Source organism: Nocardia suismassiliense (genome assembly GCF_900269665.1).
GTDB classification, from domain to species: Bacteria; Actinomycetota; Actinomycetes; order Mycobacteriales; family Mycobacteriaceae; genus Nocardia; species Nocardia suismassiliense.
In genome coordinates this window covers 5,002,858-5,017,830 of the sequence record NZ_LT985361.1, presented here as the reverse complement: position 1 = coordinate 5,017,830, position 14,973 = coordinate 5,002,858, and the positions used below count along the sequence as shown (strand labels likewise).

Genomic DNA, 14,973 nt, shown 5'->3' with positions numbered 1-14,973 from the left:
CCCCCGTCTCTCGAGAGGGCTCCAGCACACCGACGGAGCCCGCGCTTGCCCGGACCGCTCGACGCGGCTCGGCCTGGTCTTGACCCGGGGCACCCCGCCGCGGTTGGAGGGTTGCCGGCCAGCTAGCCGGGGACTTGACGCTGGCACTCTTGACCTGAGGTAAGCGTGCCGCCCGCCAGAAGCGTTGTCACGCTTTAGAATCGCCCTGAGTTATGAATCCGGATGGAAGGATTCGACCCGGCGATGCGCAACGTCGCACCAGGTCAGCCGCCGAGCAGGCCGAGGCCGCGCAGTTCGAGCGCGGCCAGGCGGCGCACCGTGGCGTCGTCGCCGCGCCGCCAGGCGTCGACCACGTCCGGGTCGATCCGGTCCAGCTTGCGCAGCGGCTGATTGGCGAGGGCGCGCAGGGCGAGCAGGTCGCGTCCGCCGGGGACGGCGCGCAGGCGGGCTGCTGTTGCGGCCCTGCGTATCCAGCGCACCCGCAGTGGCAGCCAGAGGAACAGCACCAGCCCGAGCGGGACGATCAGTAATCCGACGGCGAGGGCCATGGCGAGATCGTTGACCACGGCCTGCTGGTCGCTGCCTGCCTCCGCCATGGAGCGTGCCGCCGCGGCCGCGCGCTCGAAGGGGGAGGTGAGATCGTCGCCCACCATCGGCACTCGGCCGACCTTGCGGCCGACATCACCGAGGCTGTCCGCCATGCCGTCACCCGCGCCCTCCATCTTCTGGCCGGGCACACCGAGCTTCTGCACCAAGTCGTGTACCCAGAGCGCAGCCGTGACCGAGACATAGACCCAGGCCACCACCAGCAGATCCGTGACCAATTGGCGGGCGGCGACGGAAGCCCGATCGGCATAAATCCTCACCCGCTCGGAATTCCCCGGCGAGCCGATCGAAAACAGCACTATGCCACGATCAATGGCGCGGCAATACCGTTCAGAGGGCCCCTTGGCGCGCCGATCGCCAGAGATCGACTTCGCCGTCATCGTCGAGCAACGCGTCGATTTCGGCGAGCTCATCGGTGCTGAATTCGAGATTGCCGAGGGCGGCGACGTTTTGCTCGAGCTGTTCGGTGGTGGACGCACCGATCACCAGCGACGTGACCCGGTCGTCGCGCAACGCCCAGGACAAGGCCAGCTGCGCCAGCGTCTGCCCGCGCCGGTCGGCGACCGCGCCGAGCTTGCGCAACCGATCGATCATCGCCGGGGTGAGCAATTCGTTCTGGAACGACTTACCTTGGGCAGCACGCGATTCCGGCGGAATGCCGTCGAGGTACTTCGAGGTGAGCAGCCCCTGCGCGAGTGCGGTGAACCCGATGACACCGAACCCTTGCGCATCGGCCGCGTCGAGCAGCCCCTCGGTCTCGATCCACCGGTTGAGCATCGAGTACGACGGCTGGTGGATGAGCAGGGGAGTGCCGAGCTCCCGCAGCATGGTGGCGATAGTGACCGAATCCTGTGCGGTGTACGAAGAAATTCCTACGTACAGCGCTTTCCCTTGACGGACAGCGGTATTCAGTGCCGCCGCGGTCTCCTCCAGCGGAGTCGTCGGGTCGAACCGGTGCGAATAGAAGATGTCGACATAGTCGAGCCCGAGCCGGGTCAGCGACTGATCGAGCGAGGCGAGCAGATACTTGCGCGACCCACCACCCTGCCCGTATGGACCGGGCCACATGTCCCAGCCGGCTTTGCTGGAGATGACGAGTTCGTCGCGATACGGTGCGAGATCCTCGCGCAGAATGCGTCCGGCGTTGATCTCCGCCGCCCCGTACGGTGGCCCGTAATTATTCGCCAGGTCGAAATGCGTGATGCCCAGATCGAAGGCGCGCAACGCGATTTCGCGCTGGGCGAGGTAGGGGCGGTCGTCCCCGAAGTTGTGCCAGAAGCCGAGCGAGAGCAGCGGCAGATCCAGGCCCGAGCGCCCTGACCGGCGATAACGCATCGCGCCCTCGTACCTGGCTGGTTCGGGAACATATGCCATGGAGACCTCCTCATCAGCTGCACGGACCGTTCCATACTGCCTGAAGGGTGCGCGGCGAGAGCTCGAGCCCGGCTGATCGGCAATCGGGGAATCCATTCCCCAGTTATTCCTCAGTCGAGTTGCCGGACCAAATGTGGTTCCTTGATGAGGAATTCGACAGACCGAAGTGCGGCCCGCGCCGTCCGGGTCGAAATCGCGAACCACTCGAGGAGCTTTGCCATGCCCTTGTTACGACGCATGTTCGCAATCATGCTCGGCGCGTTGATCATCGTCGCGATGTCGGTCGCCACGGGATCGGCCGCGCCCACCGAAGAACGAGAAGTGTTCTCCCCGGACGGCACGATCGGCCGCGTGGTCCTGCCGGTCCGGCCGGAAGCCCCGGCGCCGCGCTCGGCGGTGCAGGCCGACGTGGTGACGATCCAGCAGACCGGGCCGTCCAGTCAGCGGTTCGATCTGGTGTTCGTCGGCGACGGATACACCTCGAGCCAGCTCGACATCTACAAGCAGCACGCCGTCAACCGGTGGAACGAGATCGCCCAGGTCGAGCCGTTCAAGACCTACAAGAACTCGTTCAACGTCTGGGCGGTCAATGTGGTGTCCCAGCAGTCCGGCGTGGACAACGATCCACGCGGCACCATGCGGAACACCGCCCTGGACATGACGTTCTGGTGCGGCGGCACCGAGCGGCTGCTGTGTGTGAACGAGACCAAGGCTTTGCAGTACGCCCGGTTGGCGCCCGAGGTCGACCAGGTGGTCGCGCTGGCCAACACCACCAAATACGGCGGGGCAGGCGGCAAGGTGGCGACGTCGTCCGGCGGCAACGCGCAGTCGGGGCAGATCGTGGTGCACGAGCTCGGGCACTCGGTGGCCGGCCTGGCCGACGAGTACGACTACCCGAACGACCGCTACACCGGGCGGGAGCCGCGTGAGGTGAACGCCTCGACCTACACCAGCGCGCAGATGCAGCAGAACAAGGCCAAGTGGTACCAGTACCTCGGCAAGGCGTCGCCGGACGGCGGCGTGGTCGGCACCTACGAGGGCGCGGTCTACCACAAGCGCGGCGTGTACCGGCCGACGCAGAACTCGCTGATGCGCTCCCTCGGTCGTGAATTCAACCTGATCGGGCTGGACGCGATGAAGGCCGCGATCGAGCGCAAGGCCCCGCCGACCCAGCACTGATTCATCACCGGATGCCTCGGCCGCCCCGGCCGGGGCATCCGAGGTAATTCCCCTGAGCCAGCAGGTATTTCGAGTCTCGCACGGGAGCACCTCGTGATGAGTTGTGAAGGAGAACGCAATGGCATCCAGACAGCATCAGCACAGACGTGACCGGGGCGGGCCGCGCACCCGCGTGGTCGCGGCCCTCGGGTGGACCGTGCTGACCCTGCGACGGTTATCGCGGCTGGCCCTGTTGGTCGTGGCCGCGGCACTGCTCCTGTCCGGCGCGCCCGCGCTGGCCGACCCGACGAACGGCCCGGATGTCAGCGGCGGCGAGGCACAGCCGACCTTCAACCCGAAAGCCCCGGTCCGGCAGGACCTTTGGGTGCGTGCCCCCGTGGACAGCGACCGGGACGGCAAGGACGACGAGGTGCACGTCCAGGTCGTCCGTCCGGCCGGCGCCACCGGCAAGCTGCCGGTGGTGTACCAGGCGAGCCCGTACTTCTCCGGCGGTAACGACGTCGCCAACCACAACGTGGATGTCGAGCTGTACGTGCCCGACGGCGCGGATGGACGGCGCATGGCCCCGGCGCCGGGCGAGCTGCGCGCGCGGGTGGCCGAGGACCTGCGGGTCGCGGGCATCACAGTCGCCAACGGCCAGATCACCTGGCAGTACGAGGAATTCTTCCTGGCTCGCGGCTACGCCGTGATGTACGGCGAGTCGCTGGGCACCGGCACCTCCACCGGCTGCCCGACCTCGGGCGCGCGCAACGAGACCATCGGCGCGCGGGCCCCGATCGACTGGCTCAACGGCCGGGCGAAGGCGCGGGACGCGCAAGGTAAAGCGGTAGTGGCCAATTGGGCCAGCGGCAAGGTCGGCATGATGGGTGTGTCCTACAACGGGACGCTGCCCAACGCCGTCGCCGCCACCGGCGTGCCCGGGCTGGAAGCCATCGTGCCCATCGCCGCGATCAGCAGCTGGTACGACTACTACCGCGCGGCAGGCGCGGTGGTCGCTCCCGGCACCTACCAGGGCGAGGACGCGGACGTGCTGGCCAAGTACGTCTACACCAGGGCGGATCGCAACATCTGCGCACCGGTGATCGACAAGCTGCAGAAGGATCAGGACCGGGTCACCGGTGATTACATCGGCTTCTGGAACGAGCGCAACTACCTCAACGATGTCGGCAAGGTACGCGCCGCAGTGCTGGCCGTGCACGGTCTCAACGACTTCAACGTCAAGACCAAGCATGTCGCGCAGTGGTACGACGCCCTGAAGAAAGCCGGTGTGCCGCACAAGATCTGGCTGCACCAGTCCGGCCACACCGACCCGATCAGCCTGCGCCGGGACGAGTGGTTGCGCACCGTGAACCGCTGGTTCAGCAAGTACCTGCTCGGCCGGGACAACGGGATCGACCGCGAGCCCAAGTCCACCATCCAGCGTGAGGACAAGTCTTGGGTGAACGAGCCGGAATGGCCCGCACCGGCCACCTCGGCCGCGACCGCGGTGTTCCAACCGGGCGGCCGCAATACCGGCGGACTCGCCACATCCGGACCGGGGCGCGTCACCGAATCGCTCGACGATGACGCGACGAAGCTGGCCTCGACTCTGGTCGCGGCACCGAGTTCGCCGAACCGGTTGGCGTACTTCTCCAAGCCCACCACGGCTCCGCTGCGGATCAGCGGCACGGTCGACGTCGCCCTCCGGCTGTCCTTCCAGCGTCCGGCGGCCAATGTGACTGCGCTGCTGGTGGATCGGGCCCCCGACGGCAGTTCGCGGATCGTCACCAGAGGGTGGGTGGACCCGCAGAATCGGGACTCGATCGACAAGACCAGCCCGATCACCCCGGGTAAGGAGTATGCGATCAACCTGTCCATGCAACCGCACGACTATGTGCTCGCGCGCGGCCACAAGCTGGGTGTGGTGGTGTTGTCCAGTGACAACGAGTACACCCTGCGGCCCAAGCCGGGACCCGGCTTCGGGATGAACCTGGCCGAGACCAAGGTCTCGTTCCCGGTGGTCGGCGGGCAGGCCGCCCTCAAGGCCGCGATCGGCTGATCCAACCGCGATCCGGTCACGCCCGAAAGCCTTGGGCGTGACCGGATCTCCGGCGTCTACTGCTTGGCCGCCGCGGCGATCAGATCGCTGACCGCACCCGGCGCGGAAACGCTGACCGCATGCGAAGCCGCGATCTCGACGGTGTGCGCGGACGCCCGCTCGGCCATGAACCGTTGCGCCTGCACCGGGATGTTCTTGTCGTCGGTGGTGAGCAGGGCGAACGCGGGGATGTTGCGCCAAGCCGCCGCGGTCGCCGGCTCCTGGAGTGCGGCGAGCGCGACGGGCCGCTGGGTCGCCGCCATCAGTGCGGCGGCGTTCGCGGGCACGTCGGCGGCGAACTGGGCGGGGAACTCGTCCTGGCGGATGTACAGCTCGGTGCCCGAATTGCCGTCCGCGAGGGGGTAGTTCGCGGGACGGGTGGTCGGCCCGAGGGTGGAGCCGGGGAACTTGTCGGTCAACTCCAGCGCGCTCTCCCCCTCAGCGGGAATGAAGGCGGCGATGTAGACGAGAGCCGTCACGTTCACCTTGCCCGCGGCGGCGACGGTGATGACGCTGCCGCCGTAGGAATGACCGACCAGCACGCACGGGCCGTCGATGTCATCGAGGACCGAGCCGATGTAGGCGGCGTCGCTGTCCAGGCCGCGCAGCGGGTTGGCCGCTGCCACGACGGAATGACCTTGTGCGCGCAGCGTTTCGATGACGCCGTTCCAGCTGGACGAGTCGGCGAACGCACCGTGCACCAGCACGATGGTGGGCGAGGAGGTACTCACGAATGTTCCTTAGGTCCGGAGGAATTGGTCACGCGGTGTACAGGGCGGCCCGCAGCACGGAAACCGCCTGGGCGACAGCCGCTTTGGCGGCGTTGGTGTCGTGCATCGAATTGACCATGACGAAGTCGTGGATGATGCCGCCGTAACGCGCCTGAATCACGGGTACGCCTGCGGTACGCAGCTTGCCCGCGAACGCCTCGCCCTCGTCGCGCAGCACGTCGTTCTCGGCCGTGATGACCAGCGCGGGCGGCAGACCCGACAGCTGCTCGGTGCTCGCGCGCAGCGGCGACGCGGTGATCTGGGCGCGGTCCTCGGCGCTGGTGGTGTACTGGTCCCAGAACCACTGCATGCCTTCGCGACTCAGGAAGTAGCCTTCCGCGAAGCGCTCGTAGGAACCGGTGTCGAAGTTGGCGTCGGTCACCGGGTAGAACAGCACCTGCTGCACGAAGGAGACGTCACCGCGCTCCTTGGCCATCAGCGTGAGCGCGATGGCCATGTTCCCGCCGACCGAATCACCGGCGACCGCAATGCGGGTCGGGTCCAGGGCTTTTTCGGCGCCCTGGGTGCTGACCCACTGCGCGACTCGATAGGACTGCTCGTTGGCCACCGGGTAGCGGACGTCGGGCGAGCGGTCGTACTCGGGGAAGACGACCGCCGCGTGCGCACCGACGGCGAGGTCGCGGACCAGGCGGTCGTGGGTGTGCGCGTCACCGAAAACCCAACCGGCGCCGTGGGTGTAGACGATGACGGGCAGGGTTTCGGTAACACCCTGCGGCCGGACGATCCTGGCCCGCACGGAACCGGTCGGCCCGCCGTCGATGGTGATCCACTCTTCATCGATCGCCGGCTTGTAGATCGGCGAGTCCTGCACCGAATCCACCGCCTTGCGGCCCTCTTCCGGCGGCAACTGGTAGAGGAACGGGGGCTGGGAGGTCGCGTCGACGAACTCTTGTGCGGCGGGCTCCAGGGAGATTCCGTGCGGGTTTCCGGTCATCGTCATTCCTTTCGATAGGGATTGGGGTCCAAGGGGTTTCGAGAGATCAGGCCAACTCGGCGAGCGCGCCGGTGATGACGGCCGCGACCTCGGCGGGGTGGGTCTGCATGACCAGGTGCGGTGCGTCGATCTCGACCACCGAGCGCAGCCCCGCGCGCTGGTAACCGAACCGCTCGACCTCGGGATTGATGGTGTGGTCGGCGCTGGACACGATGCCCCAGCCCGGCTTGGTCTTCCAGGCCGCCGCGGTCGCGGGCTCGCCGAACGCGATCGCCGAGAGCGGCCGCTGGGAGACCGCGAGCACCTGCGCCCGCGCCTTGTCGAGGCCTGCCGCGAACACCTCGGGGAAGGCGGCGATGTCGACCGACACGTCGGTGCCCGGCTCGCCGTCGCGGACCGGGTACGGCGCGTAGACGAGGTTGGCGGCCAGATCGGAGTCGGGGAAGCCACCCTGCAATTGCCCGAGGCTCTCGCCGACTTCGAGGACGTAGCCCGACACGAACACCAGACCGACCACATTGTCGGCGAGCCCGGCGACCGTGATCACCGCGCCGCCGTAGGAATGGCCCGCCAGCAGCACCGGTCCGTCGATCTGCTCGACAAAGGACTTGATGTAGGCCGCGTCCTCGGAGAGGCTGCGGTTGAACACCGGCGGCGCCAGCACTCGGTGCCCCTCGGCGAGCAGCCGCTCGGTGACCGGTGCCCAGCTGGCGGCATCGGCGAACGCGCCGTGCACGAGAACAATGGTTGTCGCGGAAGACATGGAGTTCCTTTCTCGATCACTCGGATCGATGGCGTTGTGCCGCACTCAGTTTCCGCTGAGCAACCCGTCCGGCGCCCCGCCACACGGGCCGCAAAAGCCCCCGATCAGGACACGGCGGCCGTCATCGGCTCGAACGCGGCGGTCGCGCCGGTGGAGCGAAAACGCTGCTGGTACTTGCGCGGTGAGATGCCGAGCCTGGCCACGAAAGCGCGACGCAGCGCCTCGCTGCTGCCGTAACCAGCGCTCATCGCGGCCTCGGTGACGCTGTGCCCGGCGTGCAGCAGGTCCCTGGCAACCCCGAAGCGGATGAAGGCGACGTACTCGGCGGGGGAGCGTTCGAGCTCGGCGCGGAACAGCCGCGTCAGATGCCGGACACTGACCATGGCGTGCGCGGCCAGGGTCTGCACGGTGTGCGGAAACGCCGGGTCCGCACAGATCAGGTCGACCACCTTGCGCACCAGCGGACTACGCGGCACCGGTCCGGTCAGCGAGGCCGAGAACTGCGATTGCCCGCCCGCGCGCTGCATGTACACCACCAGCAACTGCGCGACCCGCCGGGCAACATCGGCGCCGTAGTCCTCCTCCACCAGCGCCAGCGCGAGATCGACGCCGGCCGCGACGCCCGCGGAACTGGAGAGATTCCCGTCGCGCACGAAGATCGCATCGGGGTCGACCGCGATGGCCGGGTACTTGCGCGCCAGATCCGCGGCGAACTTCCAGTGCGTGGTCGCGCGCCTGCCGTCGTAGAGGCCCAGTTCGGCGACGACGAACGCGCCGCTGCAGATCGAGGCGAGTCGGCGCGTGTTCCAGGACAGGTGCCGTGCGGCGGCGATCAGTTCAGGGGTAACGAACTTCGCGGGCGGCAGTTCGCTGCCCGGGATCACCACGGTGTCGAAGCGCCCCGCGTCGGCGGCCGCGGCGCTGACCTCGATCCGCGCGCCGATCGAGGTCTGCACGTCCCGGCCGTCGGCGGAGAGCAGGACCACCTCGTAACCGGGCGCGGTCTGGTTGGCCTCCACGAAGACCTCTGCCGGACCGACGAAGTCGAGCATCTTGACGCCGTCGAAGACCAGAATGCCGACCCGTCGGCGGGGCGGCGCAGCGAAGTTGGGGGCCATGTCAACCATTGTTGTGGAGCCGTGCCTCCAGAACAAGCGATGTGGGCGATATCGCACAACGGTTGGTACGGTGAGGCCATGGGACGGCCACGACAGTTCGACGAATCGGGCCTGCTCGATGCCGCTACCGAGCTGTTCTGGTCGCAAGGTTTCGACGAGACGTCGGTTGAGGACATCTCCCGCGCGACCGGCGTCGGCAATGGCAGCGTCTACGCCGCCTACGGCAACAAGCAGGGCTTGTTCCTCGCCGCGTTCGAACGTTACTGCGAGCGGCGCGCCCGGTTCGTGCGCGAGGTCGTCGGCTCGGCGCCCGGCTCGGCGCGGGCCGCGGTACGTGCGCTGTTCCAAGCGATCATCGAAGACTGTGCCGCGCAACCGAACCGGCGCGGCTGCCTGATGATCAACAGCATCGCCCAGCTCAGCGGCCGGATCCCTGAGGTCGCCACCATCGGGGCCAAGACCACCGCGGCGATGGAAGAGGGTGTCGCCGAACGGCTCGCTCCCGCAATGCGTCTCGGCGACGGCACGGTGGACGAAGCCGTGCTGTCGGCGCACAGTGCGAACATCATCGTCGTGGCGCAGGGCCTGATTCAGTTGAGCCGCTTGGGGACTCCGCGATCACGCCTGGGTGAGATCGCCGATGTTTCCAGTGCCGCACTGCCCTCGGCGTGGGCCGATCGGGTAGCCGGCTGACCTATCGCGTTCGGCGCGGCTACAGCTCGGCGGCGGCGGCCAGCAGCAGTTCCCGCGACCGCTGCGGTGTTTCGGCTTGCACGGCGAGCTGATCCATCACCTCGCGGTAGAGGTGCAGATCCTCCCGGCGGTCCAGGTAGAGCGCGCTGGTCAGCTGTTCGAGGTAGACGATGTCGGGCAGTTCGGCTTCGGCGAAGCGCAGCATGGTGAACGAGCTGCCCGCCGCCGGGTGACCGCCCGCGTGGTAGGGCAGCACCTGGATGGTCACCCGCCGGCTTTCCGACATCGCCACCAGGTGTTCGATCTGCTTGCGCAGCACTGCCTTGCCGCCGATCGGCCGGTGCAGCACGGCCTCGTCCAGCACTGCCCACAGTGCGGGCCCGTGCTCGGTGCTGAGAATTTCCTGGCGCTTCTTGCGCAGCTCGACGCGCCGGGAAGCCTCGGCATTCTGGTGGCCGACCGCGATGACGGCGTGGGTGTAGTCCTCGGTCTGCAACAACCCGGGAACCAGCTGGCCCTCGAAGGTTCGGATCGTCTGCGCGGCGCCTTCCAGTCCGAGATAGGTCTCGAACCAGGACGGCAGCAGGTCGTTGTAGCGGTGCCACCAGCCGGGCTCGTTGGCCTTGCGCGCCAGATCCAGGAACATCTCGCGCTGGTCTTCCTCGGTGACGCCGTAGAGCGTCAGCAGATCGAGGATGTCGCGGTCCTTGTATCCGGTCCGGCCCAGTTCGAGTCGGCTGATCTTGGCGTGCGAGCCACGAATGTGGTCGCCCGCCGCCTCGCGAGTGATGCCACATTCCTCGCGTAATTTGCGCAGCTGTCCACCGACCGCGATGCGGAGCGCCGTTGGGCCGCGCTCGGCAACCCGCGAGTCGATACCCTTGATCCGGACCGGTTCCGCGACCATGACCTCTACTCCGATTCTCGAAATCCATCGGCGAATCCGTGCCTGCTCCCGTGACGAACTTCACCGCGCCACCCTTGATGGTATCGCGCTGGAACGTCATTTCAACCGCACTTGCAGCTGCCTATGCAGATGGTGTTGCGAGACGGCCGCGAATCGCCCAGCGGCGAAGGCGAAGTCCCGCGGTTCAGGCGTCGATCGGCCGGGGATACGCGCTGCGCATCGACAGCCACCTGATGTCGAGGTCTTGCTCGAGGTAGTCCATGCGGTGCTCCCAGAACTCCTTCATGTGTGGCAGCTCGAGGTGGCGATCGAGGTCCGCCTCGGATCGCCACACCTCGTAGAAGACGAAGCTGCCGGGATCGTCCTTGTCCTCGTGGAAGTGGTACTCCAGCGCGCCCGCTTCCTCGCGGGTCGGTGCGACGAACGACAGCAGCAGCTCGCGCAACTCCGCCGCGCGCTCGGGTTTGGGTCGGGCGAACCCGACGAGCGCGAACGGAACATCCGGGATAGGTACGGTCTCAGTCATACCTATGGACGATAGGGCGTCGCGAGGTACGATGCAATTCGTACCTGATACGAAAGGTGAGCAGTGCCCGACCACGACGACCAGCCCAGCCCGGCGGAGATGGACCTCGGCGCGATCTTCGCCGCCCTCGCCGACCGGCATCGTCGCGCCGTCGTGCTGGCCCTGCTCGCCGAGCCGGACGGGACCGAACGTCATTGCAGCTCGTTCGAGCTGCCGGTGTCCAAAGCGACACTCACCCACCATTTCCGGACGCTGCGCCAAGCGGGGCTGATCCGGCAGGTCAACCGGGGCAACAGCAATATGGCTCAGTTGCGCCGGGCCGAACTGGAGCAGCGCTTCCCCGGGTTGATGGAGCTGCTGCGTGCCGAAGTGGTGGCATCCGATCGCGCCACCGATCCGGCCTAGGGCTGTCCGGTTCTGCGGTAAGGGACAGCGGTTGGCCGCGAAGTGTTGGCCCGGAGTTGGTGCGGCGGATACGTCGCATCGCGGACACTCGAATCGGCAAGCGAGTCAACGTGACTCGGTTCATGGTGCGCAGCAGCGCGGGTGCGTGCCGGGCAGGTGAACTGCCCGAGGCTACTCGGAAGGATTCGTGTGATGTTCGGTAGAGCAGCGGTAGCGAGCGCGTGCGCGCTGGCCGCGATCTTGCTATCGGTTCCACCCGCCGCCAATGCCTGGGGCGTGCAGGGGCACAACACCACCGGGGCGATCGCCGACCTGCGGTTGACCGCGGCGGCGCGGGACGAGGTCGGCCGCCTGCTGGCGGGTGAGCCCGATCCCACGCTCGCGGGGGTGGCCAACTGGGCCGACGAGGTGCGCGCCAATGATCCTGAGCTGGGCAAGATTTCGGCGCCGTGGCACTACGTCAACATCGGCGAGAACGGCTGCGTTTACGACCCGGCGGTGAACGGCAACAACGGCCAGAACGTCATCGAGGCTTTGCGCAGGCAGACTGCCACGCTCGCCGACCGGAGTCGCCCGGTCGCCGACCGTGGCCAGGCCCTGAAGTTCATCGTCCACGTCGTCGGCGATATCCATCAGCCGATGCACGCGGGTTTCGCGCGCGACCGCGGCGGAAACGAGGTCAAGGTGCAGTATCTCGGCCGAAGCACCAACCTGCACTCGGTGTGGGACAGCCGCATGCTCGACACCCGGCATGCGAGTGACGCCGAGGAATTGCAGCGGCTGCTCGCCCTGCCCGCCCCCGATCTGCCTCCGACACAACCGGATACCGATCCGATCCGCTGGGCGGAGGACAGCTGCCGGGTCCTGGAAACTCCGGGGGTCTATCCGGCCTCGCCCACCATCGGTGACGAGTACACCCGCCAATTCCTGCCGATAGCCGAGACTCGCCTGCGCCGCGCGGGGGAGTTGCTGGGACGTCTGGTCAACGCGGTGCTCGACCCGTCGGTGGGAACGGGCTCGGCGGGCTAGCCGATGCACGACTGAGCCGGGCCCGTGTTTCCACGGACCCGGCTCCTGTGTGCGATTACTGCTTTTCGGTCACGACTGCGAAGAGATCGTCATAGACCTTCGGCTTGGCCGGGGGCGGCGTGGCCGAACGGGGCGCGCGCTTCGAATTCGAATCGAAGGTCGCGTCGGTCGGCTTGTACGCGGGCTTGCCCTTGTCGGTCAGCCAGGTCTTGAACAACGCATTCGTGCTGCGGCCGGTGACCGCGTTCGCCAGGTCGATGAAGTCCGAGACCTTGGCGTTGCTGTACTGGTACTTGGTCAGCCACTCGCGGACCAACCGGAAGAACACCTCGTCGTTGTTGATCGCGCTACGCAAGGCTTGGATGGCCAATGCGCCGCGGCTGTACAACTCGGCGGGCAGCACATTGGCGGGCCCGGGATCGGTCAGCACGACATTCCAATCGATCCTGGTCGACGTGGCGTAGGCGTAGTCGGCGATCTCCGCCGCGGTGCCGGTGCCGTTCTTCTCCGACCACAGGTACTCCATGTAGCTGGCCCAGCCTTCGTTCAGCCAGCCGTCCTTCCAGGTGGCCACGGAGATCGAGTCGCCGAACCACTGATGGGCCATCTCGTGCACGACAACCGAGTCATTCTTGCCGCGCCGGAAGAATCCGTCGGTGTAGGTCGGCATCGTCTGGGTTTCCAGGGCGAAGCCACCCATCTTCGCGTCCACCAGGCCGCCGGTGGACTCGAACGGGTACGGCGTGAGCGCGCTGGCGAGCCAGTCGGTGATCTCCGGTGTGCGCTCGATGCTGGCCTTGGCGTTGGCACGGATCGTCGGGTTGAGGTCGGTCGAGTACGCGGTGAGGTTCGGCCTGGCCGGGGTGCCGCTGTTCTGGCCGCCGCGCTCGTACTTGCCGACCGCAAGGAAGGTGGCGTAGGTCATCTGCGGGTGCTTGCTGAGCCAGTTGTGCCGCTTCCAGCCCGGAATGTTCTGGGTGACACTGGTTTCCACGCCGTTGGAGAACACGTCCATGTCGGCCGGTGCGAGCACCGACACCGCGTAGGTCGCCTTGTCGGTCGGGTGGTCGTTGCTCGGGTACCACCACTCGGCCGAGAACGGCTCGTTGGAGATCAGTGCGCCGTTGGCGTTCTCGACCCAGTTCCGGGCGCCCGCCTGATTCTGCACGCGCGACGGGATGTCGTTGTACGCCACGACGGTGGTGAACTCGGTGCCGGTCGGCAGGTTCACCGGCACGGTCACGGCTAGCTTGTCCTTGCCGAGATTGTATTTGGCGGGCTTGTTCTCGACGAGCACCGACTGGGTCTGCAAGAGGAAGTCGAAACCGATAGCGGTGCCGGCTTTCAAATCCTGCTTGGCTTTCGCGGTGATCGTTGTCGTGCCGGACAAACGGCCCGAGGACGGCTCGAACTTCAGGTCGATACTGTAATTGGAGACATCGTATGCGGCACTGCCGATATTAGGGAAAACGGGATCTCCGATGCCGGGCACTGTCGCCGCGGATGCGGTTCCCATGCTGGCCGCGAGCGCTGCGACCACCAGCAGCGGAACCGCTCGGGCCGTGGCAGTATGCACCAAGGGATAACGTCTCATAAAGCGAACTCCAATGTGTCGGGCACGAGGATTGTTTCGAGCAAACGCCGATATCCCTCCGCGTCCTCGGCCGGGGCATTTCGCTACACAGCGAATCACATCGGAGTGGCCATCTCCACCTGCTGACCAACTGGGGAATTCGATGAGAAGTGCTTGTAATCCGTAATGGCGCAAAAGATTCTGCGCATTATGACTAGTTGCCGCGGGCGTAACCCCTTTCCATTGATCACCGGAGTCGAGGCATGGCGCAGCGCCGAGTGTCGACGATGGGTTACGCCGCCTGGTGACCGGCGCGGAAACTGGTGCCGCGCCGGTCATTCAGAGGTCAGGCGAAGCTCACCTGAGCGGTGACGGCGAGGGTCGACAATCCGTTGGTGCGGCAGCCCTGGTTGGGTTGCGCACTACGCGCCGCCACCGTGATGGCATCACCGTTCAGTTGACCGGCGGTGACGTTGGCGCTGAACGCGATCCCGGTGATGGGGTCCGGGCTGATCCGCCAGTCGAGGGAGCTGTCGCCCCCCGACACCCAGGCGATCGTGCCATTTCCCTTGGCGGTGACCAGCAATCCGCACGGATTGAAGCCCCCGGCGGTGGCCGTAGCATCACCGGCGGCGGTCAGCTTGCCGGACCGGAGCGCGGTGTACTTGCCGTTGCGGGACGTGCAGTTGGTCAGGTCGCCGGTGATCGACACTTTCGCGCTGCCGCCGGCCCGCAGCGGCGGTTCGAGGGTGAGATTCAAAGTCGCCGAACAACTCAGGTCGCCGTCGGCGGCCTGCGCGGGTGCCGCGGGCAGCACGGCGAGCGCCGCCGCGAGCGGGGCTGCCGCAGCCAGCATGGACATGGTTCGGATGCGTCGTCGTACCATTTTCGTACTCCTACTGTGTGCTGTTGGCACGGTGTTTCAGGGACGATCCAGCTGCCCCGGCGGAAAACGCGCCACCGCGGGCAGATTCACGATACGATCCCCGCCGCCTCGG

15 protein-coding genes and 1 riboswitch are annotated in these 14,973 nt (G+C 66.9%); of the genes, 5 read left to right on the top strand and 10 right to left on the bottom strand.

Annotation, left to right across the window (positions count from 1 at the left end):
- Positions 1 to 36 precede the first annotated feature (36 nt).
- A riboswitch (SAM riboswitch) is annotated at positions 37 to 155 on the bottom strand.
- A 108-nt stretch (positions 156 to 263) separates the two neighbouring features.
- Together DBO33_RS22540 and mgrA are read right to left on the bottom strand one after the other, a co-directional pair.
- A complete protein-coding gene (locus DBO33_RS22540; RefSeq protein WP_107660505.1) occupies positions 264 to 866 on the bottom strand; it encodes a hypothetical protein in 603 nt (200 codons plus the stop codon).
- A gap of 70 nt (positions 867 to 936) precedes the next feature.
- Positions 937 to 1,980, bottom strand: a complete 1,044-nt coding sequence (gene mgrA, locus DBO33_RS22535) for an L-glyceraldehyde 3-phosphate reductase (protein WP_107656814.1) — start codon at positions 1,978 to 1,980, stop codon at positions 937 to 939.
- A gap of 219 nt (positions 1,981 to 2,199) precedes the next feature.
- On the opposite strand from mgrA, the gene DBO33_RS22530 reads away from it, so the two are divergent.
- Positions 2,200 to 3,159 (top strand): M64 family metallopeptidase, encoded by a 960-nt coding sequence (locus DBO33_RS22530; protein WP_107656813.1) that lies wholly within the window; start codon positions 2,200 to 2,202, stop codon positions 3,157 to 3,159.
- Positions 3,160 to 3,277: 118 nt separating this feature from the next.
- Entirely contained in the window at positions 3,278 to 5,197 is a 1,920-nt protein-coding gene (locus DBO33_RS22525) for a Xaa-Pro dipeptidyl-peptidase (protein WP_199856721.1), read from the top strand.
- A 56-nt stretch (positions 5,198 to 5,253) separates the two neighbouring features.
- On the opposite strand, the gene DBO33_RS22520 is transcribed toward DBO33_RS22525, so the two are convergent.
- From DBO33_RS22520 to DBO33_RS22505, 4 genes are all read right to left on the bottom strand, one after another.
- Positions 5,254 to 5,967, bottom strand: a complete 714-nt coding sequence (locus tag DBO33_RS22520; RefSeq protein ID WP_107656812.1) for an alpha/beta fold hydrolase — start codon at positions 5,965 to 5,967, stop codon at positions 5,254 to 5,256.
- A gap of 28 nt (positions 5,968 to 5,995) precedes the next feature.
- Positions 5,996 to 6,961, bottom strand: a complete 966-nt coding sequence (locus DBO33_RS22515) for an alpha/beta hydrolase (RefSeq protein ID WP_107660503.1) — start codon at positions 6,959 to 6,961, stop codon at positions 5,996 to 5,998.
- 46 nt (positions 6,962 to 7,007) lie between these two features.
- Complete coding sequence (locus tag DBO33_RS22510; protein ID WP_107656811.1) at positions 7,008 to 7,724, bottom strand: alpha/beta fold hydrolase; 717 nt, start codon at positions 7,722 to 7,724, stop codon at positions 7,008 to 7,010.
- 104 nt (positions 7,725 to 7,828) lie between these two features.
- Complete coding sequence (locus tag DBO33_RS22505; protein WP_107660502.1) at positions 7,829 to 8,842, bottom strand: GlxA family transcriptional regulator; 1,014 nt, start codon at positions 8,840 to 8,842, stop codon at positions 7,829 to 7,831.
- A 78-nt stretch (positions 8,843 to 8,920) separates the two neighbouring features.
- On the opposite strand from DBO33_RS22505, the gene DBO33_RS22500 reads away from it, so the two are divergent.
- The gene (locus DBO33_RS22500; protein ID WP_159080414.1) at positions 8,921 to 9,535 is read left to right on the top strand and encodes a TetR/AcrR family transcriptional regulator; all 615 of its coding nucleotides are present in this window, start codon (positions 8,921 to 8,923) and stop codon (positions 9,533 to 9,535) included.
- Between the two features lie 19 nt (positions 9,536 to 9,554).
- Here the strand turns inward: DBO33_RS22500 and DBO33_RS22495 are convergent, their stop codons facing one another.
- Positions 9,555 to 10,442, bottom strand: a complete 888-nt coding sequence (locus DBO33_RS22495; protein WP_107656809.1) for a helix-turn-helix domain-containing protein — start codon at positions 10,440 to 10,442, stop codon at positions 9,555 to 9,557.
- Positions 10,443 to 10,626: 184 nt separating this feature from the next.
- Positions 10,627 to 10,968 (bottom strand): putative quinol monooxygenase, encoded by a 342-nt coding sequence (locus DBO33_RS22490; protein WP_107656808.1) that lies wholly within the window; start codon positions 10,966 to 10,968, stop codon positions 10,627 to 10,629.
- A gap of 63 nt (positions 10,969 to 11,031) precedes the next feature.
- Between DBO33_RS22490 and DBO33_RS22485 the strand changes: the two genes are divergently transcribed.
- Together DBO33_RS22485 and DBO33_RS22480 are read left to right on the top strand one after the other, a co-directional pair.
- On the top strand, positions 11,032 to 11,373 hold the full coding sequence (locus DBO33_RS22485; protein ID WP_107656807.1) for an ArsR/SmtB family transcription factor: 342 nt from the start codon (positions 11,032 to 11,034) through the stop codon (positions 11,371 to 11,373).
- A gap of 192 nt (positions 11,374 to 11,565) precedes the next feature.
- Positions 11,566 to 12,402 (top strand): S1/P1 nuclease, encoded by an 837-nt coding sequence (locus DBO33_RS22480; RefSeq protein ID WP_107656806.1) that lies wholly within the window; start codon positions 11,566 to 11,568, stop codon positions 12,400 to 12,402.
- A gap of 55 nt (positions 12,403 to 12,457) precedes the next feature.
- On the opposite strand, the gene DBO33_RS22475 is transcribed toward DBO33_RS22480, so the two are convergent.
- Together DBO33_RS22475 and DBO33_RS22470 are read right to left on the bottom strand one after the other, a co-directional pair.
- A complete protein-coding gene (locus DBO33_RS22475) occupies positions 12,458 to 13,996 on the bottom strand; it encodes a M1 family metallopeptidase (RefSeq protein ID WP_159080413.1) in 1,539 nt (512 codons plus the stop codon).
- Positions 13,997 to 14,321: 325 nt separating this feature from the next.
- The gene (locus tag DBO33_RS22470; RefSeq protein WP_159080412.1) at positions 14,322 to 14,861 is read right to left on the bottom strand and encodes a hypothetical protein; all 540 of its coding nucleotides are present in this window, start codon (positions 14,859 to 14,861) and stop codon (positions 14,322 to 14,324) included.
- Between the last annotated feature and the right edge of the window lie 112 nt (positions 14,862 to 14,973).